General features: G+C 64.0%; 20 protein-coding genes. 14 read left to right on the top strand and 6 right to left on the bottom strand.

Annotated features, from left to right (window positions below; translation table 11 throughout):
- Window positions 1-53: 53 nt before the first annotated feature.
- The 3 genes from BAUR9175_RS14300 to orn form a co-directional block, all read right to left on the bottom strand.
- On the bottom strand, window positions 54-1748 hold the full coding sequence (locus BAUR9175_RS14300) for a SulP family inorganic anion transporter (protein WP_009882684.1): 1695 nt from the start codon (window positions 1746-1748) through the stop codon (window positions 54-56).
- On the bottom strand, window positions 1745-2170 hold the full coding sequence (locus BAUR9175_RS14295; protein WP_035278538.1) for an ArsR/SmtB family transcription factor: 426 nt from the start codon (window positions 2168-2170) through the stop codon (window positions 1745-1747). Before BAUR9175_RS14295 ends, BAUR9175_RS14300 begins: the two co-directional genes overlap by 4 nt.
- 78 nt (window positions 2171-2248) lie before the next feature.
- On the bottom strand, window positions 2249-2854 hold the full coding sequence (orn, locus tag BAUR9175_RS14290; RefSeq protein WP_081448538.1) for an oligoribonuclease: 606 nt from the start codon (window positions 2852-2854) through the stop codon (window positions 2249-2251).
- 217 nt (window positions 2855-3071) lie between these two features.
- On the opposite strand from orn, the gene BAUR9175_RS14285 reads away from it, so the two are divergent.
- The 3 genes from BAUR9175_RS14285 to BAUR9175_RS14275 all read left to right on the top strand — a co-directional run bounded on the left by BAUR9175_RS14285 (window position 3072) and on the right by BAUR9175_RS14275 (window position 7604).
- Window positions 3072-4691: a hypothetical protein gene (locus tag BAUR9175_RS14285; protein WP_101584158.1), complete on the top strand. Its 1620-nt coding sequence runs from the start codon at window positions 3072-3074 to the stop codon at window positions 4689-4691.
- Window positions 4692-4881: 190 nt separating this feature from the next.
- Window positions 4882-5826: a tetratricopeptide repeat protein gene (locus tag BAUR9175_RS14280; RefSeq protein WP_101584156.1), complete on the top strand. Its 945-nt coding sequence runs from the start codon at window positions 4882-4884 to the stop codon at window positions 5824-5826.
- 53 nt (window positions 5827-5879) lie between these two features.
- The gene (locus BAUR9175_RS14275; RefSeq protein WP_009882679.1) at window positions 5880-7604 is read left to right on the top strand and encodes a hypothetical protein; all 1725 of its coding nucleotides are present in this window, start codon (window positions 5880-5882) and stop codon (window positions 7602-7604) included.
- 56 nt (window positions 7605-7660) lie between these two features.
- Here the strand turns inward: BAUR9175_RS14275 and BAUR9175_RS14270 are convergent, their stop codons facing one another.
- Together BAUR9175_RS14270 and BAUR9175_RS14265 are read right to left on the bottom strand one after the other, a co-directional pair.
- Entirely contained in the window at window positions 7661-8128 is a 468-nt protein-coding gene (locus BAUR9175_RS14270) for a hypothetical protein (RefSeq protein WP_009882678.1), read from the bottom strand.
- Complete coding sequence (locus tag BAUR9175_RS14265; RefSeq protein ID WP_009882677.1) at window positions 8125-8475, bottom strand: hypothetical protein; 351 nt, start codon at window positions 8473-8475, stop codon at window positions 8125-8127. Before BAUR9175_RS14265 ends, BAUR9175_RS14270 begins: the two co-directional genes overlap by 4 nt.
- A gap of 124 nt (window positions 8476-8599) precedes the next feature.
- Between BAUR9175_RS14265 and BAUR9175_RS14260 the strand changes: the two genes are divergently transcribed.
- From BAUR9175_RS14260 to BAUR9175_RS14215, 10 genes are all read left to right on the top strand, one after another.
- Entirely contained in the window at window positions 8600-9811 is a 1212-nt protein-coding gene (locus BAUR9175_RS14260) for a cysteine desulfurase family protein (protein WP_096157311.1), read from the top strand.
- A complete protein-coding gene (mnmA, locus tag BAUR9175_RS14255; protein ID WP_096157310.1) occupies window positions 9808-11001 on the top strand; it encodes a tRNA 2-thiouridine(34) synthase MnmA in 1194 nt (397 codons plus the stop codon). Before BAUR9175_RS14260 ends, mnmA begins: the two co-directional genes overlap by 4 nt.
- A gap of 84 nt (window positions 11002-11085) precedes the next feature.
- Complete coding sequence (locus tag BAUR9175_RS14250) at window positions 11086-13098, top strand: prolyl oligopeptidase family serine peptidase (RefSeq protein WP_101584155.1); 2013 nt, start codon at window positions 11086-11088, stop codon at window positions 13096-13098.
- A complete protein-coding gene (locus BAUR9175_RS14245) occupies window positions 13091-14245 on the top strand; it encodes a uroporphyrinogen decarboxylase/cobalamine-independent methonine synthase family protein (protein ID WP_101584153.1) in 1155 nt (384 codons plus the stop codon). Before BAUR9175_RS14250 ends, BAUR9175_RS14245 begins: the two co-directional genes overlap by 8 nt.
- Entirely contained in the window at window positions 14242-16431 is a 2190-nt protein-coding gene (gene ligA / locus BAUR9175_RS14240) for an NAD-dependent DNA ligase LigA (RefSeq protein WP_101584151.1), read from the top strand. The genes BAUR9175_RS14245 and ligA overlap by 4 nt, the downstream gene beginning before the upstream one ends.
- A 117-nt stretch (window positions 16432-16548) precedes the next feature.
- Window positions 16549-17100 carry a hypothetical protein gene (locus BAUR9175_RS14235; protein WP_125240618.1) on the top strand — a complete coding sequence of 184 codons (552 nt, stop codon included), beginning with the start codon at window positions 16549-16551 and terminating at the stop codon, window positions 17098-17100.
- A gap of 161 nt (window positions 17101-17261) precedes the next feature.
- Window positions 17262-17567, top strand: coding sequence for an Asp-tRNA(Asn)/Glu-tRNA(Gln) amidotransferase subunit GatC (gatC, locus tag BAUR9175_RS14230; RefSeq protein WP_009882665.1), 306 nt, complete (start codon window positions 17262-17264; stop codon window positions 17565-17567).
- Window positions 17567-19069 carry an Asp-tRNA(Asn)/Glu-tRNA(Gln) amidotransferase subunit GatA gene (gene gatA / locus BAUR9175_RS14225; RefSeq protein ID WP_009882663.1) on the top strand — a complete coding sequence of 501 codons (1503 nt, stop codon included), beginning with the start codon at window positions 17567-17569 and terminating at the stop codon, window positions 19067-19069. Before gatC ends, gatA begins: the two co-directional genes overlap by 1 nt.
- A complete protein-coding gene (gene gatB / locus BAUR9175_RS14220) occupies window positions 19066-20547 on the top strand; it encodes an Asp-tRNA(Asn)/Glu-tRNA(Gln) amidotransferase subunit GatB (protein ID WP_101584148.1) in 1482 nt (493 codons plus the stop codon). The genes gatA and gatB overlap by 4 nt, the downstream gene beginning before the upstream one ends.
- Window positions 20548-20726: 179 nt before the next feature.
- Window positions 20727-21836: a hypothetical protein gene (locus BAUR9175_RS14215; RefSeq protein ID WP_240520262.1), complete on the top strand. Its 1110-nt coding sequence runs from the start codon at window positions 20727-20729 to the stop codon at window positions 21834-21836.
- 36 nt (window positions 21837-21872) lie between these two features.
- On the opposite strand, the gene def is transcribed toward BAUR9175_RS14215, so the two are convergent.
- Window positions 21873-22448 carry a peptide deformylase gene (gene def, locus BAUR9175_RS14210; RefSeq protein ID WP_069601391.1) on the bottom strand — a complete coding sequence of 192 codons (576 nt, stop codon included), beginning with the start codon at window positions 22446-22448 and terminating at the stop codon, window positions 21873-21875.
- A gap of 485 nt (window positions 22449-22933) precedes the next feature.
- Between def and cysK the strand changes: the two genes are divergently transcribed.
- Window positions 22934-23860, top strand: a complete 927-nt coding sequence (gene cysK, locus BAUR9175_RS14205) for a cysteine synthase A (protein ID WP_096161715.1) — start codon at window positions 22934-22936, stop codon at window positions 23858-23860.
- The last annotated feature ends 64 nt before the right edge of the window (window positions 23861-23924 follow it).

The following is a 23924-nucleotide window of genomic DNA, read 5'->3' as shown; positions in this document are numbered from 1 at the left end:
CACTGAAGCCGGGCCGGCGCGCACGTCGTCGCTGCGCCGGCATCCACCTCGGTTCAGCGGGAGCCGGTCGAGGCCCGCTTCACGTGTGAGCGTGCATGCTCGATGGCACTGGGCAGGTCATCGAACAGGTGCTTTTTGTGTCTGAGTGCGCTGAGCACCCCGACGTGACGGAACAGATCGACGTGGGAGTCCTTCACGCCCTTGATGAGGACCGTGATCCCGCGGCGTTCGAAGGTGTGCACCACCTCGGCGAGGATGCGCGCCCCGGACGCATCGACGAGCTCGAGCTGGGACATCCGCAGGATCACCACGACGATTCCGTCGAGCTCCATGACTTCGTCGAAGACCCGGTCCGAGGAGGCGAAGAACAGCGGTCCATCGAAGCGCACGATCGAGATCGAATCATCGCCGGGATGGGCAGAGTCGTCGGCGGCGACCTCTTCGATCGTGACTCCGGTGGCCCGGGACAGGTTGCGCAGGGCGAACGCGGCGGCCACGACCATGCCGATGCCGACGGCGATGATGAGGTCGAACGAGATCGTGATGAGTGCGGTGATGACGAAGCCGACTGCATCGGATCGCGTCGATCGCATAATGGCACGCACCGTGGTCAGGTGAACCATGCGCACCGCGGTGACGAAGAGGACTCCGCCCAGGGCCGCAAGCGGGATGTGTCCCACGGGCGCGGCCGCGGCGAGAACGATGGCCAGGAGGACGAGGGCGTGGACGATCGAGGCGAGCCTGGTGCGACCGCCGGCACGGATATTGACCGAGGTGCGGGCGATGGCGCCGGTGGCAGGCATGCCGCCGAAGAGCGAGGAGCCGATGGACGCGATTCCCTGTCCGACCAGCTCTCGGTCGGGACTGTAGGCGCCCGATTCCGACATGGACGAGGCCACTCGTGCGGAGAGCAGCGATTCGATGGCCGCCAATGCGGCGATCGTCCCGGCAGCCGGCAGCAGTCCTCCGATGGCGCCGAGGTCGATGCTGGGAACAGAGGGCAAGGGCAGTGAGCGCGGAATCTCGCCGATGGTCGCGAGCGGATTGGGCACCAGCGCGGCAAGTGCCGTGACGATGATGATGCCGACGAGTGATCCCGGGATGGAGGAGTGGATCTTCGGGGCGAGGACCATGCACACGGCGACGATCGCGACTGCCGTGAGTGAATAGGGCAGATAGGACCAGTCGGCTTCAGAGATGAGCTGTGAGGCAGCGACCAGCGCATTCGTGCTGTGCTCACCCGGCTGCGAGTCGGTCGGCGTCGTGACGAACGGGACCTGCTGCAAGAAGATGATGGCCGCGATTCCCAGCGTGAACCCCTCGATCACGGGCCAGGGAATGAACGACACGGCACGTCCCAGACGCAGCAGTCCGGCCGCGACGACGATGATCCCGGCGATGAGCGTGACCGCAACCACCGCCTCGGCGCCCTGGGTGGCGACGATGGGCACGAGCACGACGGCCATCGCACCGGTCGGTCCCGAGATCTGCACATGCGATCCACCGAAGACCGCCGCGAGCAGACCCGCCACGATCGCAGTGATCAGGCCCTGTTCCGCGGTGAGCCCCGAGCTGACGCCGAAGCCGAGTGCCAAGGGGAGAGCGACGATGCCGACGGTGACACCGGCGAGGAGGTCCCTCGGCCACGACCGGCGGGTCTCGCTGTAGTCGGAGACGCCAGGCAGCAGAGAGCGTACTCGTCTGAGGGAGCTGAACAGAGCCGCCGAGGCGGTGCTGGGCGAACTCACTGCGCGGTCTCACTGGTGGTGACAGGGCTGGCGGTGGGCGCAACTCTGCCCGTGGTGGCAGGGCCACCTGGGATCTGTGGCAGCGTCTGAGCCTCGGCGAGGCGGCCCTCGTCGTCTTCGAGCATCGACAGCAGCAGCGACCGGGCCACGGAGAGAAGCTCAGCGGTGCGCCGGTCGGAGAGGCGGTAGTAGACGTGGCTGGCTCGACGCTCGGATTCGACCAGGCGATGCCGACGGAGAACGGCAAGGTGCTGGGAGAGGTGGGAGGCTTCGAGCTCGGTCTCGGCCTGCAGGTCGGTGACGCTGACCTCTGCGGCGCCGGCGAGGAGCTCGAGGATACGGATTCGGTAGGGGTGGGCCAACCCTTTGAACAGATTGGCCTTGACCTCATAGAGGGGGCGCTGCACGTGACTTAATGGCATGATGAAATCATCATTTCACATGAACGCCGAGGACGGCGAATGGCACTCGGGCCAGTCAGGAGGTGTTGCTCAGGCCAGTCAGCGAGTGATGCTGGCGCTCACCTCGGCGGCGATGGACTTCGCCTCTTCCGAGGTCGGGCCCTCAGCCGAGAAGACGGCCTTGCGGTAGTACTGGAGCTCGACGATCGAGTCGAGGATGTCGCCGAGTGCGCGGTGACCACCGTGCTTCTCAGGCGACTGGAAGTAGGCGCGGGGGAACCACTGCTTACTCAGTTCCTTGATCGAGGACACGTCGATGATCCGGTAGTGGAGGTGCTCGACGAGCTCGGGCATCTGCTTGTTCAGGAACACCTTGTCGGTGCCCACCGAGTTGCCGCCCAAGGGTGCCTTGCCAGCCTCCGGGACGTGCTTCTTGATGTATTCGAGCACCTGGGTCTGCGCCTCGGCGACCGTCGTCCCTGCATCGAGTTCGGTGATGAGTCCGGAACTCGTGTGCATCTTGGTGACGAAGTCGTTCATGTTCTCCAGCGCCGCGGCGGAGGGTTTGATGACGATGTCGATGCCCTCGTCGAGGGGGTTGAGGTCGAAGTCGGTGATGACAGCCGCCACTTCGATGAGCTCATCCCTGACTTCGTCGAGGCCGGTCATTTCACAGTCGATCCACACAATTTTGTCGTTGCTCACCAGACCAGCTTAGAGCAGAGGAGTGGGGCTGAGCATTTTCCCCGGCTGTGCGGATCACCACGCACTTGGCTGTGTGCACCGACACACCGCTGGTTGTGCGCGTCGACACACGCTGAGTACACGCACAAAACCAATCTGCGCCCAGTGACTTAAACTTGGACTGTCCCACGGGTGAACGTGGGGTCAGAAGACACTTTGTTGAGGGAAGGGTTCGTACGTGCGCTACACACTTGCTGTGATTCTCATGGTGGTGGGCGTCGTTGTCGGAGGCCTCGGAATTCTGCAGAAGACCCTGTGGGCGCCGGACGACCAGATCACCGCGACCGCAGAGATCGATGCGGAGACACCGGCCGTCGTCGTCGACCCCGGGATGCTCAATCTCTACGAAACCCCCGCAACTCTCAAGGTCGAGGGCTCAGGCGATCTGACGATCGCTCAGGCACCGGCCGAGAACGTCGAAGCCTGGGTGGGCGACTCCGCTTCGGCCCATGTGACCGGTCTCGCACCCGAGGGCGAACTGACCGTGAAAGCCCAAGACGGCAAGGCAAAGGTCCCCAACCCTGCCGGTGCCGATCTCTGGACTTCCGAAGTCACCGGAACAGACACGGTTGAGCTTGACTGGACCGACGACGCGAACCGGACAGGGTTCCTCATCGCCGGCAGCGGTGAGCCCGGCGACGTCAAGACCGTCACCATCTCCTGGCCCAACCATGCCGAGACCCCTTGGGCTCTTCCGCTGATGATCATCGGCGGGGCACTGTTCATCGGCGGCATCGTCGTCCTCTTCTTCAACCGCAAGAGCGCGAAGAAGGAGAAGAACCGGCGCACGGCCCGTCAGGAACGCCGCAAGAAGCTGGCAGAATACGGAACCGCATTTGCGATCGTTCCCGTTCTGGCGCTGAGCGCCTGCGGGCCCGAAGAGCTGCCCAAGCCGGAGCCCTCGGAGGCACCGAGCTCTGCAGCAGCCGGTGTCAACGATGATCAGGCTAAGCGGATTCTCGATTCCGTGGCCGAAGACATCAAGGCCGCAGACAAGAAGACATCCAGCTCCGATCTGAAGAAGCGTGCGGCAGGACCAGCCCTGAAGCAGCGCGAGGACGCCTACAAGGTGAAGGAGAAGGTCGAGAAGCAGAAGCTGCCACCGGCAGTGGCCAACGAGAAGGTCGTGGTGAACTACACCGCAGCCACCGACAGCTGGCCGCGCATGACCAGCCTCATCACCTCGGCGGGCAATGACACTCAGCTTCTGGTCCTGACTCAGGAAGATCCACGCTCCGACTACAAGCTGTGGTCCCAGACTCAGCTGGTCCCGGGCACAGAACTGCCGGAGATTCCCGACGCCCGGCAGGGCTCGGCACCTCTCGATCCGAAGTCCAAGGACTATGCGCTGACCCCAGAGAAGGCTGTGTCCGATTACGCGAAGGCACTGGGCTCAGGGAAGGATTCGAAGGAAGCGAAGAAGTTCGAGTCCGATGACTTCTCGAAGTCGATCTGGAAGAACCAGCAGGCTCAGAAGCAGAGTGCCGAAGAGGGCAAGGCTGAGGTCACTTACAAGTACACCCCCGGCAAGGAGATCGTCGCGCAGGGCACTGCTGACGATTCCGCCGTCGTTACGGGAGTCATCGAAGCCGAGTCGACGATCTCTCCGGAGTCAGTTGACGGCCGGACCGGAACCCTGACACTGTCCAGCCCGCAGAAGGAACTGACCGGATCCGACAGCACCCAGAAGCCGGTGACGACGAAGACGACCCAGGTCCTGACCTTCCTCGTACCCAAGGACGGCAAGGTGCGCCTCATCGGCGGACTGGAGACACTCAGCGGCGCCGAACTGGAATAGTCCGAACTGGAAGGGTCGCAGGCCCGGCGACCTCCAACGGTCCGGGGCACTGCGATCCGAAGTGAGTGCAGGCCCGACGATGTCGATACGTTCTAAACTGGATGTCATCAACGCCGTCTGAACTGTAGAGTTCCGGACGAGACGTACCGTACGAATTCGCACTTCCCGCAACAAAGGAGACCACGTGTCAATGGATCCCTCGCAGGACAACACGCAGCCCAACCAAGGACTCGATCTGTCCGCGGTGCGCAGCAGGAACCTGCCCCATGAGGAGAAGACCGGTGGACCGGGTCAGTCCGCAGGAGGCCCCGAGGACCCGAATGCCGTGCCGGTGCCTGCCCTGGCATTCGATGTCGACGAGGCCAGCTTCAACGACGTCGTCGCGATCTCGGACCGGGTTCCCGTCGTCATCGATCTGCAGGCGGAGTGGAGTGAGCAGGGCAAGCAGCTCTCACCGATCGTCGAACGCATCGTCGAATCCTTCGGCGGCCGTCTGGTCTTGGCGCGAGTCGACGTCGACGCGAACCCACGCCTGCAGCAGGCCTTCGGCGTCGAATCGATCCCGAACGTCATCGCCATCGTCAAGGGCCAGCCCGTGCCTCTGTTCCAGAGCGCACTGCCCGAGGCGCAGGTCAAGGCCTACTTCGATGAGCTGCTCAAACTCGCCGGCGAGAACGGCGTCACCGGACATGCCGTCGTCGCCGGAGCCGAACAGGAACCGGCCGGCCCTGCCCATCCCGAGGCTGAAGAAGCACTGAACCGGGGAGACTTCGATACGGCCGAGTCTCTGTTCAAATCGGCACTGGCTGCGTCTCCGGCTGACGAAGAGGCCAAGTTCGGTCTCGCTCGCGCCGGATTGGGACGCCGTCTCATCGACGCCGATCCGCAGCAGCTCATCGCCACAGCAGATGCGAACCCCAAAGACCCCGAGGCGGCCAAGGCAGCAGCCGACGCAGAAATCGTCGGCGGCAACCCGAGCAGCGCCTTCAACCGCCTGATCTCGCTGATCCGCGTCAGCGCCGGCGATGAGAAGGAAGCGCTGCGCCTGCGGGTCCTCGAACTCTTCGAAGTCCTGGGTGCGGATGATCCGGCCGTGACCAAGGCACGCACAGCATTGATGAGGGCCTTGTTCTGATCCAGAGAATCCGTCTCACCACAGCCATTCTCTTCGCTCTCGCAGCGGTGATCGTGGCAGTTCTGGTTGTCTCCGCTCTGTCCGTCGTCGGCACCGACGAGGTCACCGAGACCAAACCCTTCACCGTCAAGGACGGCGCCTATGCCGTCGTCCTCGATGAGGCGATCGTTCCATATTCTGGCACCAGCGTGACCGTTGAGGCCGAGAACTCCGAGGGCACGGAACTGTTCGTCGGCACCGCCAACGGCGTCGACACCGACAGCATCCTCGACGGAGTGGCGCAGGAGCAGGTCAGCAACGTAGAGTTCCCCAACACTCTCGAGCACCGGTACATCCCCGGCGATGCCGAACCGGAAGCCGCGATCACGGACCGGGACTGGTGGATCAGCAAGGACTCGGGGGAGAAGGTCGCGAAGACCTTCGACCTCGACGCCGATCCCCAGGTTCTCGTCATCTCCGCAGCAAACGATGGCGAGAGCCTTGAGGGCACCACGGTCTCGTTGAAGATGCGTGTGGAAGGAGTCCTGGCATTGAGTCTCATCGGCATCGCTCTGGGCATCATCTTGGCCGGATTCGGCGCCTATTTCTTCCTGCGCTGGTTCAACGGCCGCATCCGACCGGAGAAGAAGAGCACGAAGGCCCGCCCCGGCACCCGCGGCTCAGGCCCAGGTTCTGGCAGTGGCGGCGGAACGGATACCGACGCCACGTTTGCGGACGGAACCAACACGGGACGTGTGCAGAGCTCGCGCCTCGTGAAGAACCCTGGCGGGGCGAACGCAGCGCCACCTCGGCGCCAGAACGCGCGCGGCAGACGATCCATGCGCGCGGTCACGGCTGCGGCCCTGACTTCGGGACTGGCCTTGAGCGGGTGCAGCGCGCTGCCCGTGGCTCAGCCGCACAGCCCCGACATCACGCCCTATGAGCGCACGGCGCTGCGCCCGGGCGAGGCCGGGGACTTCATGACCGGCTACACCGAGGCTCTCGATAAGACCCTCAAAGACGGCGGCACCGACTTGGAGAAGATCCAGGGCGAGCCCCTCATCGATCACACCCGAGCACAGATGCAGATCGCGGAGAAGGCGAAGCAGAAGCTGCGGGCACCGAACTTCAGCGAAGTCGTCGCCGGCAGCCCGAGCTTCACCGAGTATCCGATGTGGTTCTACGCATTCGGCACCAGCAAGGGCGACAAGAAGCTCACACAGGTGCAGCTGGCGACTCGCGAGTCGGCAGCTGCCGACCCGATCGTGCGCACCGCCTCCTACATTCCGACCGATCAGATGCCGACGCTGATGGCCGACGGGAACGGGTCGGTCAAGCCCGGCCCGGAGGGCTTCGACAAGGAGATGACGACGGCTGCGGACCAGGTGTCTACCTTCCTCGTCGACGGCAAGGCCGGTAAGGGCGATGCCGATGGACTCAAAGAAGGCGGATTCAAGGACTTCAGGGACTACCTGGGCGACCTGCGGGGCAAGGACTCCGGCTTCGACAAGGTCGACATCTCCTGCAAGCCCTACGAGAAGCTCGACTTCACCTCGATGACGTTGAGCACCGAACACGGTGCGATCGGAATGGGCGAAGTCCGCTGCACCATGACGATCGAGGTCCCCGACGACTACTCGGTCGACCTGGGCGACACCATCGAAGCAGTGAAGACCAATGACAAGGAAGGCAACACCGTCAAGGTCGACACCGCCCACCCGTATGTGCTGATGAAGACCGGCGATCAGCTCAGTGCCGTGGCCACCGACTGGAACGTGCTGTCCTCACGCATCGAGTGACAGCGGACCGCAGGTGACAATACTAGTACGGCCCCGCCGAGGTGGGGCCTGACTAGTCAGGTGGTGCGGATTCTGCGTCCGACGAGGAAGAGCCACCAGAGTCCGATGAGGGGCAGGATGAGTGGGATGTACCCGTAGCCGCTGCCGAAGGACGACCACACTGAGGGTTTGGCGAAGTCTTCGGGGTGGGTGAAGCTGAGGATGCCGACGATGATGACGCCGAGGAATTCGGCGAGGCAGGCAGCGATCGCAATCCGGTGTGAGACGCGGTTGCCGATGACCAGGCAGACCGTGGCCACAATATAGATGACGGCGGCGAGCACAGACAGCGAATACGCAATCGGGGCCACGTCGAACTCGCGGATGACCTGGTAGCCGGCACGTGCGGTCGCCGACAGTGCGAAGACACCGTAGACGGCGGTCAATGCCCGACCCGGTCCGGTGTGCATCGCCGAGTACGGTGAACGGCTGCGCTTCTCGGCCCGCTCCTGCTTCGCCGCGGCGATCTCTTCTCGCTTCTTCACTGCCAAATCTGGTCCAATCTCTCGATCATGACGATCACCGTCAGTCCTGCCGCCGCAAGCACACCAGGTCCCCACCTGCTCAGTTCCGCAAACGCCCAGAAGCCGGCCAGGGCGATGACGAGGATCGCGGTGATGACGTAGCCGAAGTACAGCAGCGGATCGATGTCGTGAGTCGATCCGAACGTGGCGATCGAGAGCACCAGCTGCACGATGAGCAGCAGCAGAAGGAACGCGGTCGCACCGAGCAGCAGTTTGCCCGCGGGCTTATTGCGGATGGTTTCGACTATCGACCAGATGGCCAGCACGGCGGAGACGGCATAGAGCACGTAGGTGAAAACGGTGAACACAGCCCCAGTTTAGTCGGCGCCGGTACGCACCCGGAACCTGCGGTGCCCGGATCTGCCCGGAGTCTCGGGTGAGATGCGGCACTGATCCTGGCCGAAGTGCCGTTCGCGGCCTAAAATAGGGAGAGTGCCGATTTATCTTGACCACGCAGCCACCTCGCCGATGCCGGCAGAGGTGCTCGACGTCTACACCGCTGAGCTGAGCCGACGGGCCAACCCCTCGGCTCTGCACGCCGTGGGTCAGGCCGCACGAATGCGCATCGAGACCGCCCGTGAGGACATTGCCCGCGGTGTCGGCGCCGCCACCTCGTCCGAGGTCATCTTCACCTCCGGCGGCACAGAAGCCGATAACTTCGCACTCAAGGGCCTCTACTTAGCCCGCAACAACTCCACCTTCGACGCACCGGTTCGCCCCCGCGTGCTCACCACCACGATCGAACATCATGCGATCCTCGACTCGGTGGAATGGCTGGGCAGCCAGGGTGCCGAAATCGTCTACCTCGACGTCGACGACGAGGGATACCTTGACCTCGATGCGGCCCTGATCGAGCTGCGTCGGGACCCAGAACGCACTGCGCTCATCTCCATCATGGCCGCGAACAATGAGATCGGCACCCTGCAGCCGATCGCCGAAATCGGTGCCGCCGCCAAGGAACTCGGAATTCCCTTCCACATCGATGCGGTGCAGGCACTGGGCCAGATCCCGCTGAACTTCGCCGAACTCGGCGCAACCGCCATGTCGATCACCGCCCACAAGATCGGCGGCCCCGTGGGCATCGGCGCACTGCTGCTCGACCGCGGCGCAGCCCCGGCTCCGATCCTGCACGGCGGCGGTCAGGAACGCGGAGTCCGCTCCGGCACGCTCGACGTGGCCGGTGCCGTCGCCTTCGCCAAGGCCGTCGAACTCGCCACTTCCGACATCGAGACTCGAACCGCTCGCTTCTCATTCCTGCGCGACCGGCTCATCGCCGGCATCGAGGACACGATCCCCAACGCCACCCTTTCTGGTCGCCGAGGTGGGGGCAGGCTGCCCGCGAACGCGCACTTCACATTCTCCGGATGTGAGGGCGATTCCCTTCTCTTCGGCCTCGACGCGAGAGGACTGGCGACCTCGACGGGCTCGGCCTGCTCGGCCGGGGTCTCCCGACCCTCCCACGTGCTGCTGGCCTGCGGCATGGAGGAAGACGTCGCCAGATCAGCCCAACGATTCAGTCTCGGCCACGACTCGACCGAAGAGGAAGTCGATCGACTTCTCGCGGTCCTGCCCGAAGTCGTCGAACAAGCACACCAGGCTGGAATGGTTTCGGCCACTCCGCGCTGGATGCAAGGAGCATCATGAAAATTCTCGTCGCCATGTCCGGCGGAGTCGACTCCTCGGTCGCCGCAGCACGCGCCGTCGATGCCGGCCACGAAGTCGTCGGCGTTCACCTCGCCCTGTCGCGCATGCCCGGAACCCTGCGCACGGGTTCACGCGGCTGCTGCACGATCGAAGACTCCCGGGATGCTCACCGCGTGGCCGGGATGCTCGACATCCCGTTCTACGTGTGGGACTTCTCCGAGCGGTTCAAGGAAGACATCGTCGATGACTTCATCGCCGAATACGCGGCCGGACGCACACCGAATCCGTGCATGCGCTGCAATGAGCGCATCAAGTTCGCCGCCCTCCTCGACCGTGCCCTGGCGCTGGGCTTCGACGCCATCGCCACAGGCCACTACGCCGAAGTGCTGCGCGATGACAACGGTCTCCCGGAACTCCACCGCGGAGAGGACCTGGCCAAGGACCAGTCCTACGTCCTCGGTGTGCTCTCCGGGGATCAGCTCGAGCACTGCTACTTCCCGATCGGCGCCACCGCCTCGAAGGCCGAGGTCCGCGCCGAAGCCGCCGAACGTGGGTTCTCCGTGGCCAACAAGCCCGACTCCTACGACATCTGCTTCATCCCCGACGGTGATACGAAGGCATGGCTGGCAGACAAGATCCCCATGCGTCCTGGCCTCATCAAGGACGCCGAGGGTGAGACCCTGGGCGAACACGACGGTGCGATGACCTACACCATCGGCCAGCGCAAGGGACTGGGCATCCAGAAGCCGGCTGCCGATGGCCAGCCTCGCTTCGTCACCGGTCTCGATCCGGCCTCGAACACCGTCACGGTGGGTTCCCGCAGCGATCTCGCGGTGTCCCACCTCACCGGCATCCGCACCACCTGGGCCGGTCCGGCACCGACCGACATCGGCAACGAACCGGCGACCGCGATCGACTGCGAAGTCCAGATCCGGGCCCACAGCGACCCTGTTCCTGCTCGAGCCTGGCTCGGTGACTACATCTCCGAGGCACCCGAGCACGAGGTGAACCCGATCGTCGACGAGGTCGAGGTTCCGGCCGCACGACCGGCCGGACAGCTCATGCACATCGACGTCGACGAGGAACTCTCCGGTGTCGCACCCGGACAGACCATGGTCATCTACCGCGGAACCCGAGTTCTCGGGCAGGCCACGATCGACGTGACAGCCAAGGACCGCCTCGGCGTCTGAGGGCAGAGACTGCCACAGCGTCTGAGGTCACGGCCCACCTCGGTGACTGAGCTGTGCTCCTCGCCCCTGCGTTAACCTGGGGGTATGAAGGAATTTCCCCAAGATGTCGTCACGGCACCTTTCGGAACCTGGTCGTCACCGCTCAGCGCTGCGGAGGTGGCTGCCGGTTCCGCGCCGATCTTCGATGCCGCCTTCCGTGGTGAGCACATCTACTTCTCCACGAAGGTCCCGGCGGAGAATTCCCGGACCGGGCTGGTTCGGACGACGCTTTCGCATCCGGGCCTGAAGGAACAGGTGCTGCCCGCGGACTTCAACATCCGGTCCTCGGTGCACGAATACGGGGGAGCGGCCTGGGCCCTGGATCCCGACAGCGAAGTCATCTACTTCGTCAACGCTTCCGACCAGCGGATCTGGCAGATCATCCCGGGCAAGGCTCCCCATGCGCTGACCCCGGACACCTCCGGCCGCATCCGTTACGGAGACCTGACGATGACGCGCTGGGGTCTGCTGTGCGTACGCGAAGACTGCCGGTCAACGCGCAGGGAACGAGCCATCGTGCTCATCACCCGGCACGGGACGACGAATGTGCTCTCCCGTCATTCCTACTTCATGGCCAGCCCCCGACTGTCTCCGGACGGTTCGACGTTGGCGTTCATCGGCTGGGAACATCCCAACATGCCCTGGGACTCGACGAACCTGTGGCTCATCGACGTGCGCACCTCCGACATACCGGCCGTGGCAGTGCTGGCCGGGCACGACGTCTCCCTCCTGCAACCCGAATTCACCTCGGACTCCTCGCTCATCCTCAGCTCCGACCACAGCGGAACCTGGAGCCTGTACTCACTGGACTTCGAACAGGTCGACTGCCTTGTCCGCGATCGACAGGCCGCAGCGAACGGATCAGCAGGTCAAGCAGACAGTTCCGTTGACCAACTCGACATCTCCGAGCTGCGACCGGTCCTCGACACAGGAGGTGAGATCGGCGGCGCCCTCTGGCAGCTGGGAACCAACTGGTACCTAAGCGATGACGAGGAGATCTGGGCCCACTCCCAATCCGATACCGCCTCGTTGATCCGGGCACGTCTCCCACGCTCGCCCAAGGACGGTCCCGGCAGTGACGTCGAGGAGATCTCTCCGCCCGGAGCGCCCTTCGGCAGCCTCGAACTCCACGATCTCAACGACAGCCATGTCCTCCTGACCGGCAAATCCGCGGACTCGACCGGAGCCCTCTACGCTGTCGACCGAGTCACTGGAAATTTCACCGAGATCGCCCAAGAACGTCTTGACGCTCATCAGGACTACTACTCGCGTCCTGGCACCCGAGTCCTCGGCGGAGTCCCCGTCGTCATCCACCCACCGCACAACCCCAGATTCACCGCCCTCGACCGGGAACTCCCGCCCTATGTGATCTCCATCCATGGTGGACCCACAGGGCAGGCGACCCCGGACATGTCGGCCCGATCCAGCTACTTCACGTCCCGGGGCATCGGCGTGATGGAGGTCAACTACGGCGGTTCGACCGGCTACGGTCGAGCATGGCGCAACCGACTGCGCGGCCAATGGGGGATCGTCGACGTCGCCGACGCCGTCGCGGCAGTCGAAGCACTGGTCGCCGAGGGACTGGCCGACCCGGATCGCATCGCGATCTCCGGTGCCTCATCGGGAGGGTGGACAGTGCTCACCGCCTTGGCCTCCTCGAACGTCTTCGCCTGCGGCACCTCCTACTTCGGAGTCACCGACCTGATGCGCTTCGTCGTCGACACCCACGACTTCGAACGGCACTACATCGACGGCCTGGTCGGGCCCTGGCCGGAGGCCCAAGACGCCTACATCACCCGCTCACCCATCAGACGAACGAGCCAGATCAGAGTCCCGGTGGCGATCATGCAAGGCGATCGGGACCCCATCGTCCCACCCAATCAGGCCCAGGACTTCGTCGATATGTTGGAACTGACCGGAGTGGAGTACATTTACCGTCTGTACAAGGGCGAATCCCACGGCTTCGTCCGCACCGAAACCATCATCGATTCCCTGGAAAGCGAGTTCGGGTTCTATGCCGACGTCTTCGGAATCCCACTCAGCCGCAACCATGGCTGAACCTGTCGCGTCCCCGCCCGACACCACAGCAACCCTGGAACCGGCCGGAACGACCACCGGCATCTGGATTCCAGGCCCCAGACCAGAGGCCGGCGCCGGATCGAAGTCCGGTGCCGCAGGCTACATCGCCAACAGCCCCGTCCGCGAGGCGGCCGCAGCAGCGTTCACCCACCTCGGCGAACAGCTGCCGCCTGTGCCGCTGAGCGCCCGTCGCTCCGAGGATCGGTGGGGCGCCGACGCGATCGGTCGTGCTGTCGGTCTCCTCACCGAGCTTCACGTCGATCGGGCCTCATTCGGCTGGCGCCTGACGAGTGCGGCGGGCAAGGATGAGCGGCTCGAATCCTCGGCCCTCAGCGAGGCCTTCGACGCCATCGCCGAATACGGTGACGGCTACACCGGCCAGGTCCAGATCTCCCTGCCGGGACCGTGGAGCCTGGTCACCGCACTGAGCCTGACCTCCGGGGCACCTGTGCTGGCCGACCACGGTGCGCGCCGCGACGTCATCCAGGCCTACGCCTTCGGTCTTGCCGCGTTCGCCGACAAGCTGGCCTCACTGGGAATGCAGCCCGTGATCCGCCTCGTCGAGACCCGCCTGCACCCGATTCTCACCGGAACCTGGCCCACGGTCTCCGGCTGGGCCACCCTGCCCGCCATCCCCGAAGCCCAGGTCTACGCCGCACTCCAGTCGACGCTGCGCCATCTGCCCCCGGTGCTGCTGAGCCTCCCCGACTTCGACCCCCTGCCGCTGCAGGGCAAGGAGATCACCGCCGCCGAGGTGGTCCGCAATTCCGGTGCCACCGCCGTGTCAGTGCCGTTGGCTAGCCTGAAGGCACACGGTTGGGAACAGCTGGCCATGATCTCCGAGGCCGGGATCGGAACATGGATGGGACTGCCGCCTGCCGCAGGATCGAGGCCGAAGGAGGTCAAGCACTGGTTGAACCGAATCATGACGCCGTGGAACCGCATCGGCATGAGCACGACCAGTCTGCGTGATTTCGGCGTCCTCGCGGGCGAAGAGCTTCCGCTGACCTACCCACCGCTGCTGTCCTCGGTCGAGGGGGACACAGCAGATGGTGCCAAGAACATCAGCACGGGAACGATGATGATCGCCGCCGGTCTGCGGCGAGCCTTTGAGGAGATCGAATGACCGCAACGCCCGACAACTCCGGCGAGTCCGATACGTCTGACCTCTCAGACGCCACGGCCCGTGCCCAAGCTCATGCAGACCTCGTGGAGAAGATCGAAGAGCAGCGCGCCGCCTACTACAAGGACGACTCGCCTCTGGTCGCCGACGCCGAATACGACGATCTCGTCCACCGCCTCGAAGATCTCGAAGAGAAATTCCCCGAACTCGTCACCGACTCCTCACCGACCCAGACCGTCGGCGGCAATGTCGACACCTCCACCTTCGATCCGGTCGAACACATCGGGCGGATGTACAGCCTCGACAACGTCTTCGACTTCGAGGAGCTGCGGGGATGGTACGACCGGGTCCGGGCGGCCACCTCGGCGAAGTCGAAGTTCCTCTGCGAACTCAAGATCGATGGACTCGCCGTCAACCTGCTCTACCGCAACGGTGAACTCGTGCGCGCCGCCACCCGCGGCGACGGCCGCATCGGCGAGGACATCACCGCCAATGTCCGCACCATCTCCGATATCCCCGACAAGCTCGACACCGACTACCCGCCGGCCGAAGTCGAGATCCGCGGTGAGGTGTTCTTCCCGCTGGAGAAGTTCACCGAACTCAACGCCGCCCTCGTCGCAGAGGGCAAGGCCCCGTTTGCCAACCCCCGCAACTCGGCCGCCGGATCCCTGCGCCAGAAGGACCCCGCCGTCACCGCTGTGCGACCCCTGCACATGCTCGTCCACGGCATCGCGGTGTGGACACCGGCCGATGACTCCCATCCCGAACCGGCCCATCAGTCCGAGGTCTATGAGCAGTTCCGGACCTGGGGCCTGCCCATCAGCGAATACTTCAAGGTGCTGGATAACGTCGATGAGATCGAAGACTTCATCACCTACTACGGGGAACACCGCCACGACGTCACCCATGAGATCGACGGCATCGTCATCAAGATCGACGACATCGCCGTCCAAGAGACCCTGGGCTATACCTCACGTGCGCCGAGGTGGGCCACGGCCTTCAAATACCCGCCCGAAGAGGTCACCACGAAGCTCCTCGACATCCAGGTCCAGGTGGGCAGGACCGGTCGAGTCACCCCGTTCGCGGTGATGGAACCGGTCACGGTCGCCGGGTCCACGGTGGAACGAGCGACCCTGCACAACGGCTACGAGGTCACCCGTAAGGGTGTGCTCATCGGTGACACTGTGACTCTGCGTAAGGCAGGTGACGTCATCCCTGAGGTGCTGGGCCCGGTGGTCGCTCAGCGTGATGGCAGCGAATACGAATTCGTCATGCCCACACACTGCCCCTCCTGCGGAACGAAGCTGGGGGAGCAGAAGGCAGGGGACAAGGACAAGCGCTGCCCGAATGCCCGGTCCTGCCCCGCCCAGCTGGCCAACCGCATCTTCTACCTGGCCTCCCGCGCCGCCTTCGACATCGAAGCCCTGGGCGAAGAGGCGGCGCTGGCTTTGACCGCACCGGCTGAGCCCGAGTCACCGCCGCTGACCTCGGAGGCGTTCCTTTTCGACCTCACGGCCGAGGACTTGGCCGAGGTGAAGATCTGGAGGAACAAGAAGGTCAAGGGCGTGGAGACCGGGGAACGCGAACTGGTGCCCTACTTCTACACGCGCCCCACAGCGAAGAAGCCCAGCGCCCCGAGCGCGAATACGAAGAAGCTCTTCGACGAACTCGACAAGGCCAAGGACCAGGACCTGTGGCGAGTCCTCGTCGCACTCTCGATCAGGCACGTGGGACCGACTGCTGCTCGAACCCTGGCCGCACACTTTCGCACCCTTGAGGCGATCCGGGCCGCCGAACTCGAGGAGCTCTCGGCCGTCGACGGCATCGGTTCGACGATCGCAGCGAGCATCCGCGACTGGTTCGCCGTCGATTGGCATGTCGAAATCGTCGAAGCCTGGGCCGAAGCCGGTGTGCGGATGGAAGATGAGGAGCAGGAAGCCGGGGCACAGACCTTGGAGGGCCTGACGATCGTGGCCACCGGTTCGCTGAGCACATTCACCCGGGACGGGATCAAGGAAGCGATCCTCGGCGCCGGCGGCAAGGCGGCAAGCTCCGTGTCGAAGAAGACCGACTACGTGGTGGCCGGTGAAAACGCGGGATCGAAGTTGGAGAAGGCCGAATCTTTGGGAGTCAGAGTCCTCGACGAAGACACCTTCCGCATACTCCTGGAGACCGGAAGCATCGAGTGATCAGTCGGTTCACGATTCTGACACGTTCCCTGGCTGCCACCGATTCGACATCGAATGCCAAGGATCATCACAGTCGCATTGAAGTGGGGAAACAGCTTGATCTGGAAGAGTGAAAGCATGAAAGCAATTCCCCGATTGATCGCCGGCACTGCCGTCGTTCTCGCCGCAGTCCTCACCACAGCACCGGTGACAGCTGGCATTGCCGACTACATCCTCAATCCGGGACAGCAGCCGACCAAGCGTGCGGCCCCCGCGCTGACCGGCTCCACCACTGCACCAGTCACAACAAGCAGAACACGTGACGATGACAATTCTCGCGACGACGAGACTCGTGATGACGAAACACGTGCGGACGAAACTCGCGACCGCACCGATGATGCTCAGCCCAACGCCGAGACAACAACCAGCGCCCAGACGACACCCAGCGCCGAGACGACACCTGATGGCGGCGGGATCGAAGCTGCCGGCGCCACGGCCCTCAGCGACGGCGCGGGCCTGGTGGCACACACGGCTGCCGACGCCCAATCACGGGTCGCAGACCTTGCCGGCGATCTGCAGGCCGGAGTCGATGCAGGGGAATTCTCCCAAGCTGACGCGGACAGGGTGCTCGGCGACCTGTCGAGCTACATCAAGGGCGAACGTACCTGGCCTGAGCGCACCGTCGCCTGAGCGCACCGTCGCCTGAGTTCGGAACCCTGCCCGGCGAGACCCGTACGCCTCGACGCAGCTGAGCAATGATGCTCGGACAACCTCACATCGGTCCCTTCAGAACAGGTCCGGCAAAGAGACTAGACTTGCTGACGAGTAAACAGACCGATGAAAGGCAGGGAATGACGGAGTCCTCCGCAATCACCCCCGAACAAGTCGAGCATTTGGCCTCGCTGTCTCGGATCGCCATGGGCGAAGACGAGCTGAAGTCGCTCGCCGGTGACCTGAGCACAATTTTGAGCAATGTCGCCAGGGTCAACGAAGTGGCCGGCGACGATGTGCCGGCGACCAGCCACCCGATCGCACTGTCGAACGTGCTGCGCCCCGATGTCGTGGGCGAGACCCTGACCAGCGAGCAGGCTCTGGCCTCGGCACCAGCATCCGCCGATGACAAATTCCTCGTCCCACAGATCCTCGGGGAGGAATGATGAACGAACTCACCACCAAGAGCGCCCTCGAACTCGCCGCAGGACTGAAAGCCGGCGAGTTCTCCTCCGTCGAGGTGACCCAGGCTCACCTGGACCGCATCCACGCCACCGAAGCAGACTTCGGTTCATTCATCACCGTCACCGACGATCTCGCACTTGAGACCGCCAAGGCTGTCGATGCCAAGCGCAGCGCCAGCGAGGACGTCCACGCCCTGGCCGGGGTGCCAGTCGCGCTCAAGGACCTCATCGTCACCGAAGGCGTGGCCACAACCGCCGCGTCGAAGATGCTCGAGAACTGGGTCCCGCCCTACGAATCAACCGTGCACAACAAGGTCAAGGCCGCCGGACTTCCCGTTTTGGGCAAGACCAACCTCGACGAGTTCGCCATGGGGTCGACGACCGAGCATTCGGCCTTCGGCACCACCCGCAACCCCTGGAACCTCGAGCACGTGCCCGGCGGATCCTCCGGCGGCGCGGCAGCGGCACTAGCCGGCTTCCAGGCTCCGCTCTCGGTGGGCACCGACACCGGCGGTTCGGTGCGACAGCCCGCAGCGTTCACCGGCACCGTCGGAGTCAAGCCGACCTATGGTTCGATCTCGCGCTTCGGCATCATCGCCATGGCCTCAAGCCTCGATCAGGTCGGTCCCATGGGCCGCAGTGTCGCCGACGCCGCGGCTCTGCACGAACTGCTCGCCGGACATGACCCGCTGGACTCGACCTCGCTGCCCGACCCGGTGGCAGGTTTCGTCTCCGCGGCACAGACCTCGGACCTCAAGGGCAAGAAGCTCGGCGTCATCAAGCAGCTGCGCGGCGAGGGCTACCAGGACGGCGTCCGCGATGCCTTCTCCGCTGCCCTCGACGTTGCCGCAGCAGCCGGTGCCGAGATCGTCGAGGTCGACTGCCCGTCGATCTCCTACGCCCTCGACGCCTACTACCTCCTCATGCCCTCCGAGGTGTCTTCGAACCTGGCACGCTACGACGGCATGCGCTACGGACTGCGCGTCGAGCCCGAATCCGGTCCGGTCACCGCAGAGACGGTCATGTCAGCGACCCGCGCCGCAGGATTCGGCGCCGAGGTCAAGCGCCGCATCATCCTCGGCACCTACGCCCTTTCCGCTGGCTACTACGACGCCTACTACGGTTCGGCGCAGAAGATCCGCACCCTGGTGCAGAACGACTTCGCCAAGGCCTTCGAATCCTGTGACGTCCTCGTCTCGCCGACGGCTCCGACGACGGCCCTGAAGTTCGGTGCCGAGGCGGCATCCGATCCGATGGCCCTCTACCTGGGCGACGTGGCGACGATCCCGGCCAACCTCGCCGGAATCCCCGGCCTGTCCCTGCCGGCAGGACTGTCCGACGGTCTGCCTGTCGGATTCCAGATCCTCGCCCCGGCACGTGAGGACGTGAAGATGTACGAGGTGGCCGGCCCGCTCGAAGCCGCCTTGGAAGCCTCCGGGTCTCGTGTGCTCGATACTCTTGCGGAAGGACTGACCACCAAGTGAAATACGAAGACGCGATCAAGAAGTACGATCCGGTCATCGGCATCGAAGTCCACGTCGAACTGGGCACCGCGACGAAGATGTTCGACGCTGCACCCAACACCTTCGGTGGGGGACCGAACACCAATATCACTCCCACCTCCCTGGGTCTGCCCGGCTCCCTTCCCGTCGTCAACGAGAAGGGCGTGGAGTACGCGATCAAGATCGGCCTGGCACTGGGCTGCGAAATCGCAGAGACCTGCCGCTTCGCCCGGAAGAACTACTTCTACCCGGACGTACCCAAGGACTTCCAGACCAGCCAGTCAGATGAACCCATCGCCGCTGAAGGCTCGGTCGAGGTCGAACTCGAAGACGGCACGATGTTCACCATCCCCGTCGAACGTGCTCACATGGAAGAGGACGCCGGCAAGAACACCCACATCGGAGGCGCCACCGGCCGTATCCACGGAGCCGACCATTCCCTGGTCGACTACAACAGGGCAGGGGTGACCCTCGTCGAGATCGTGACCCACCCGATCACCGGGACAGGGGAGCGGGCCGCCGAGGTGGCCTCCACCTATGTGCGGACCCTGCGTGACATCTTCCGTGCCCTCGATGTCTCGGAGGCACGCATGGAACAGGGCAACGTCCGTGCCGACGTCAACGTCTCCCTGCGCGAGAGCCCCGATGCTCCGCTGGGTACCCGCACAGAGACGAAGAACGTCAACTCCTTCCGCTCGATCGAACGCGCCGTCCGCTACGAGATCGCTCGCCAGGCGACCCGTCTCGAAGCTGGAGAGACAATCGTTCAGGAGACCCGTCACTTCCATGAGGGAACGGGAGAGACCTCCTCGGGACGCCCGAAGTCCGATGCCGACGACTACCGGTACTTCCCGGAGCCGGACCTCGTTCCACTCGTGCCCAGCCGCGAGTGGGTCGAAGAGCTGCGGGCGACCCTGCCCGAGCTGCCGGCCCAGAAGCGCCGCCGTCTGGCAGGCGTGTGGGGCTTCTCCGATCTGGAGATGCGAGACATCGTCAACGCCGGTCTGCTCGAAGCAATCGAGGAGACTGTGAATGCCGGCGCGAAGCCTGCCGCGGCACGCAAATGGTGGACCGGTGAGGTGGCCAGGTTGGCCAACCAGAAGGACCAGCCCACCGCCGAGCTCGTCACACCGGCCCAGGTCGCGGCTCTGATCGGGCTCATCAATGACGGCAAGCTCAATGACAAACTCGCGAAGGACGTCCTCACCGCCGTGGCCGACGGCGAAGGCGAACCCGCCGAGGTGATGAGCGCTCGTAATCTCGAAATCGTCGAAGACACCGGAGCACTCGAGGCCGCCGTCGACGAGGCAATCGCCGCGAACCCAGACGTGGTCGAGAAGATCAAGGGCGGAAAGATGCAGGCCATCGGTGCCCTGATGGGACCGATCATGAAGGCCACCCGTGGTCAGGCCGACGCCGGAAAGGCCAAGGACCTGATCCTTGCCAAGATCAACGGCTGAGTTCACAAGCGTCTGAACAGAATCAGACGTCTGAACAGAACTCAGGATTGATCCAGCCACACCCTCTAGACTCGGATACCAAAGAAGTCCGGAGGGTGTGGCTGTTCGCATTCTGCCGGACCAGACGCCGACTCGGCCGGACACACATCCGGCAGTCGGCGTGAGGGTGCCATCCGTACGTGGAGGTGAATGCGGTGTCCCAGTCGTGGAAGTCGTTGTGGAAGAGCGAATGCGGGAAGTCGATCCCGATCTATCGCGTCCTCGTGCCCGAGAGCGTCAATCAGGACATCATGCAGGCCTGGAACGCTCGCGGGTATCGCTATACCGCCGGTGCTCCGAGTGCGATCATGCTCACCGGTGGAATGCGTCGGAACTTCTTCCGCTCCAGCATGCTGTTCAAGGGCGGAACCGGCGCCGGAGCCGCCGTGACTGCGGGCTTCGCCGCACCGGGGAGTCTGGCACTGCTGTCCGGCTTCGCCGATGCTGCGCTGATGTTCGGGGTGCTCGGAGGAACGACCGCTGTCGGTACCGGTGTGTTCGCCGCAGTCACCGCCCCGAAGTACCTCCGAGACCCTAAACGGCTGAGCCGGAAGAACCGTCAGCAGGTGGGACAGGCACAGTGGATCACGCCCGCCTCGCTGGGATTCCAGCCTGGCCGCAAGGAAGGCCGCGACACCGACGAACAGCGACTCTTCCACCTCGCGGTGACCATTGCGCGCAAGATCGTCCGGACCCGCGCCTGGACCCACCCGATCCTGCGCGACCACGTCTCACGTGTCGACCTTGACCATGCTGTCGCCTCGATCGGTGTGCGGCTGGCCGAACTGGTGCGGCTGCGTGAGGAGATCGAGAGCATTCGGGACGCGGGGACCGCGAAGTCGGTGGAGACGTACCTGTCGAAACTCGCTGTGGCCTTCACCTCGATGGCCAACCGTGTGCTGTCGATGCATGAGTACTATGAGCATCTCATCGCACTCGACGAGCAGCTCATGCTGCTTCATAACTCCGAACGTTCACGTGAACTCGGCGACCGCGTCCTCGACGTGCTGTCCCGGACGGCCGCCGATGACTCCGCTGACTGGCAGTTCAGGGAACTGCGGATCGACGCCGAGTCGCAGTCCTCGATCATCTCGGGGCTGGTCGCCGAGCTCGAGCAGACCGCGGATGACTTCGATGATTTCGACTCACGTCTGGCAGCGGCCCAGGAATCGGTCGACGCGCTCGAACCCACGCCTTCGTCGCCGCGTGCCGCGAAGGACGACCCGAAGGACGACCGCCGCTTGGAGTGATCCGAGAAGCGTCAGTATGACTGAATCAGTGTCGGCTCAGTGGCCGAAGGGATCGGGGTCGATGCCCGGTGTCCAGGACTGTCCGGGCACGTTGTAACCATTGGCGGATTGCTCTTTCTTCCACTTCTTCGACCAGCGCTTGTCGAGACGATCGACGTAGAGCGTGCCCTGCAGGTGGTCGTATTCGTGCTGCATGATGCGGGCGAACCAGCCTTCAGCGGTCAGTGACACCGACTGCCCGGTCTCATCGAGACCATTGACCGTGACACGGTCCGCGCGCTTGAGCGGAAAGTCCAAGCTGGGAACGGAGAGGCAGCCTTCCGTCTCCTCATCAGGATCGGGGCGGGTGTCGGGCACCTTCGAGGCGATAAGCAGCGGGTTGATGAACGTCCCGCGTCGACGAACTCCCGCTTCTTCGTCCTCGGCGTTGAAGACGAAGATGCGTTTGCCTACGCCGATCTGCGGAGCGGCCAAACCGACCCCGTTGCTGGCATCGAGAGTCTCGTGCATATCGGCGATCAGAGTTGCGAGCTCCTCGTCGAAGTCGGTGATCTTCTCTGCACGCTGATGCAGCACGGGCTCGCCGTAGATGACGATGGGATGAATAGCCATGAGGACAATCGTATCGGCTTTCTCCACAGCAGCTTGTCGCGGGGAGACAGGCGCATCCAGGTGTGCAGCCTTGCGACCCGCCCGTCGGGATCTCGCAGACTGATGAGCTGTCCCATGACCGCCTCGGCGTCTCAGATTCGGACCTGCTCACTGGCTCTCGGGAGGAGGTGTCGAGGGACGCTGAATTGGCATATACGTGCCTGATTGTTCAGCGGTTCGATCGCCGACAGCGGCTGGTGCCGTGACGTGAGATGGGCAGTTAAGTGCATATGACGCGCAATGACAACATATTTCGCCGGAAGCGAACATGGATTGTTGAGCAACCGTCTGGGGAACAACCGCAGACGGCGGGTGGTTATGATGGTGTCGAACCGTCTCGGTCCACGAGACGAAATCAGCAGCTGAAGCCTTTGGCTGGTGGTTGTGTGACGTCTTCGTCACAGCCCTCAGTACCGGGCGAACAAATACGCGTGAAAGGACATGTCTTGACCATCTTCAAAAATGTTTCCGAACTGGTCGGCCGCACCCCGCTGATTCGTGTGAACAAGGCCAGCGAACGCTCCGGCGCCGAGATCGTTGCGAAGCTCGAATCCTACAACCCCGCGAACTCGGTCAAGGACCGCATCGGCGTCGCAATGATCGATGCCGCCGAAGCTTCGGGCGAGCTCAAGCCGGGCGGAACGATCGTTGAAGCCACCTCCGGCAACACCGGAATCGCGTTGGCGATGGTCGGCACCTCACGCGGATACAAGGTCCAGCTGACCATGCCGGAGTCCATGTCGAAGGAACGCCGTGCACTTCTGCGCGCATTCGGCGCCGAGCTCGTCCTCACCGACAAGGCCCAGGGTATGAAGGGCGCTGTCGAGAAGGCCGAAGAGATCGCCGCCGACGGCGCAGTGCTGGTTCGCCAGTTCGAAAACCAGGCCAACGCTGACATCCACCGCAAGACCACCGGCCCCGAGATCCTCGCCGACACCGACGGCAAGGTCGACATCTTCGTCTCGGGCATCGGAACCGGCGGAACCATCACCGGTGCCGGAGCCGCCCTGCGTGAGGCCAACCCCGACGTCAAGATCGTTGCCGTTGAGCCCGCTGCCTCGCCGCTGCTCTCCGGCGGAGCTGCCGGTCCCCACATGATCCAGGGCCTGGGTGCCAACTTCGTCCCCGGCGTACTCGATACCAAGATCTACGACGAAGTCGTCACCATCGAAAACGATGATGCCTTCTCCCGTGCCCGCGACGTCGCCAAGGAAGAGGGACTGCTCGTCGGAATCTCCTCCGGTGCCGCACTCCTGGCAGCCGAAGAGCTGGGTGCTCGCCCGGAGAACGCAGGCAAGCGCATCGTCGTCATCCTGCCCGACTTCGGTGAGCGCTACCTGACCACGCCGCTGTTCGCCGAGTACATGGACTGAGCAGAGTAAGTTTCGACTGAGCATCGCCGCAGGCAGATGCCGGTTTCGCGGCGAGGGTGTCAAA

Source organism: Brevibacterium aurantiacum (genome assembly GCF_900169065.1).
Classification (GTDB): domain Bacteria; phylum Actinomycetota; class Actinomycetes; order Actinomycetales; family Brevibacteriaceae; genus Brevibacterium; species Brevibacterium aurantiacum.
Note: the sequence above shows the minus strand (reverse complement) of the source record. Positions and strands in the feature narration are given on the sequence as shown.

Excerpts from the sequence above, each read along its gene's own strand:
- BAUR9175_RS14295 (WP_035278538.1), bottom strand. The coding sequence starts at position 2,170 with ATGCCATTAAGTCACGTGCAGCGCCCCCTCTATGAGGTCAAGGCCAAT.
- BAUR9175_RS14280 (WP_101584156.1), top strand. The coding sequence starts at position 4,882 with ATGGATCCCTCGCAGGACAACACGCAGCCCAACCAAGGACTCGATCTG.
- mnmA (WP_096157310.1), top strand. The coding sequence starts at position 9,808 with ATGAAAATTCTCGTCGCCATGTCCGGCGGAGTCGACTCCTCGGTCGCC.
- BAUR9175_RS14250 (WP_101584155.1), top strand. The coding sequence starts at position 11,086 with ATGAAGGAATTTCCCCAAGATGTCGTCACGGCACCTTTCGGAACCTGG.
- BAUR9175_RS14245 (WP_101584153.1), top strand. The coding sequence starts at position 13,091 with ATGGCTGAACCTGTCGCGTCCCCGCCCGACACCACAGCAACCCTGGAA.
- ligA (WP_101584151.1), top strand. The coding sequence starts at position 14,242 with ATGACCGCAACGCCCGACAACTCCGGCGAGTCCGATACGTCTGACCTC.
- BAUR9175_RS14235 (WP_125240618.1), top strand. The coding sequence starts at position 16,549 with ATGAAAGCAATTCCCCGATTGATCGCCGGCACTGCCGTCGTTCTCGCC.
- gatC (WP_009882665.1), top strand. The coding sequence starts at position 17,262 with ATGACGGAGTCCTCCGCAATCACCCCCGAACAAGTCGAGCATTTGGCC.
- gatA (WP_009882663.1), top strand. The coding sequence starts at position 17,567 with ATGAACGAACTCACCACCAAGAGCGCCCTCGAACTCGCCGCAGGACTG.
- def (WP_069601391.1), bottom strand. The coding sequence starts at position 22,448 with ATGGCTATTCATCCCATCGTCATCTACGGCGAGCCCGTGCTGCATCAG.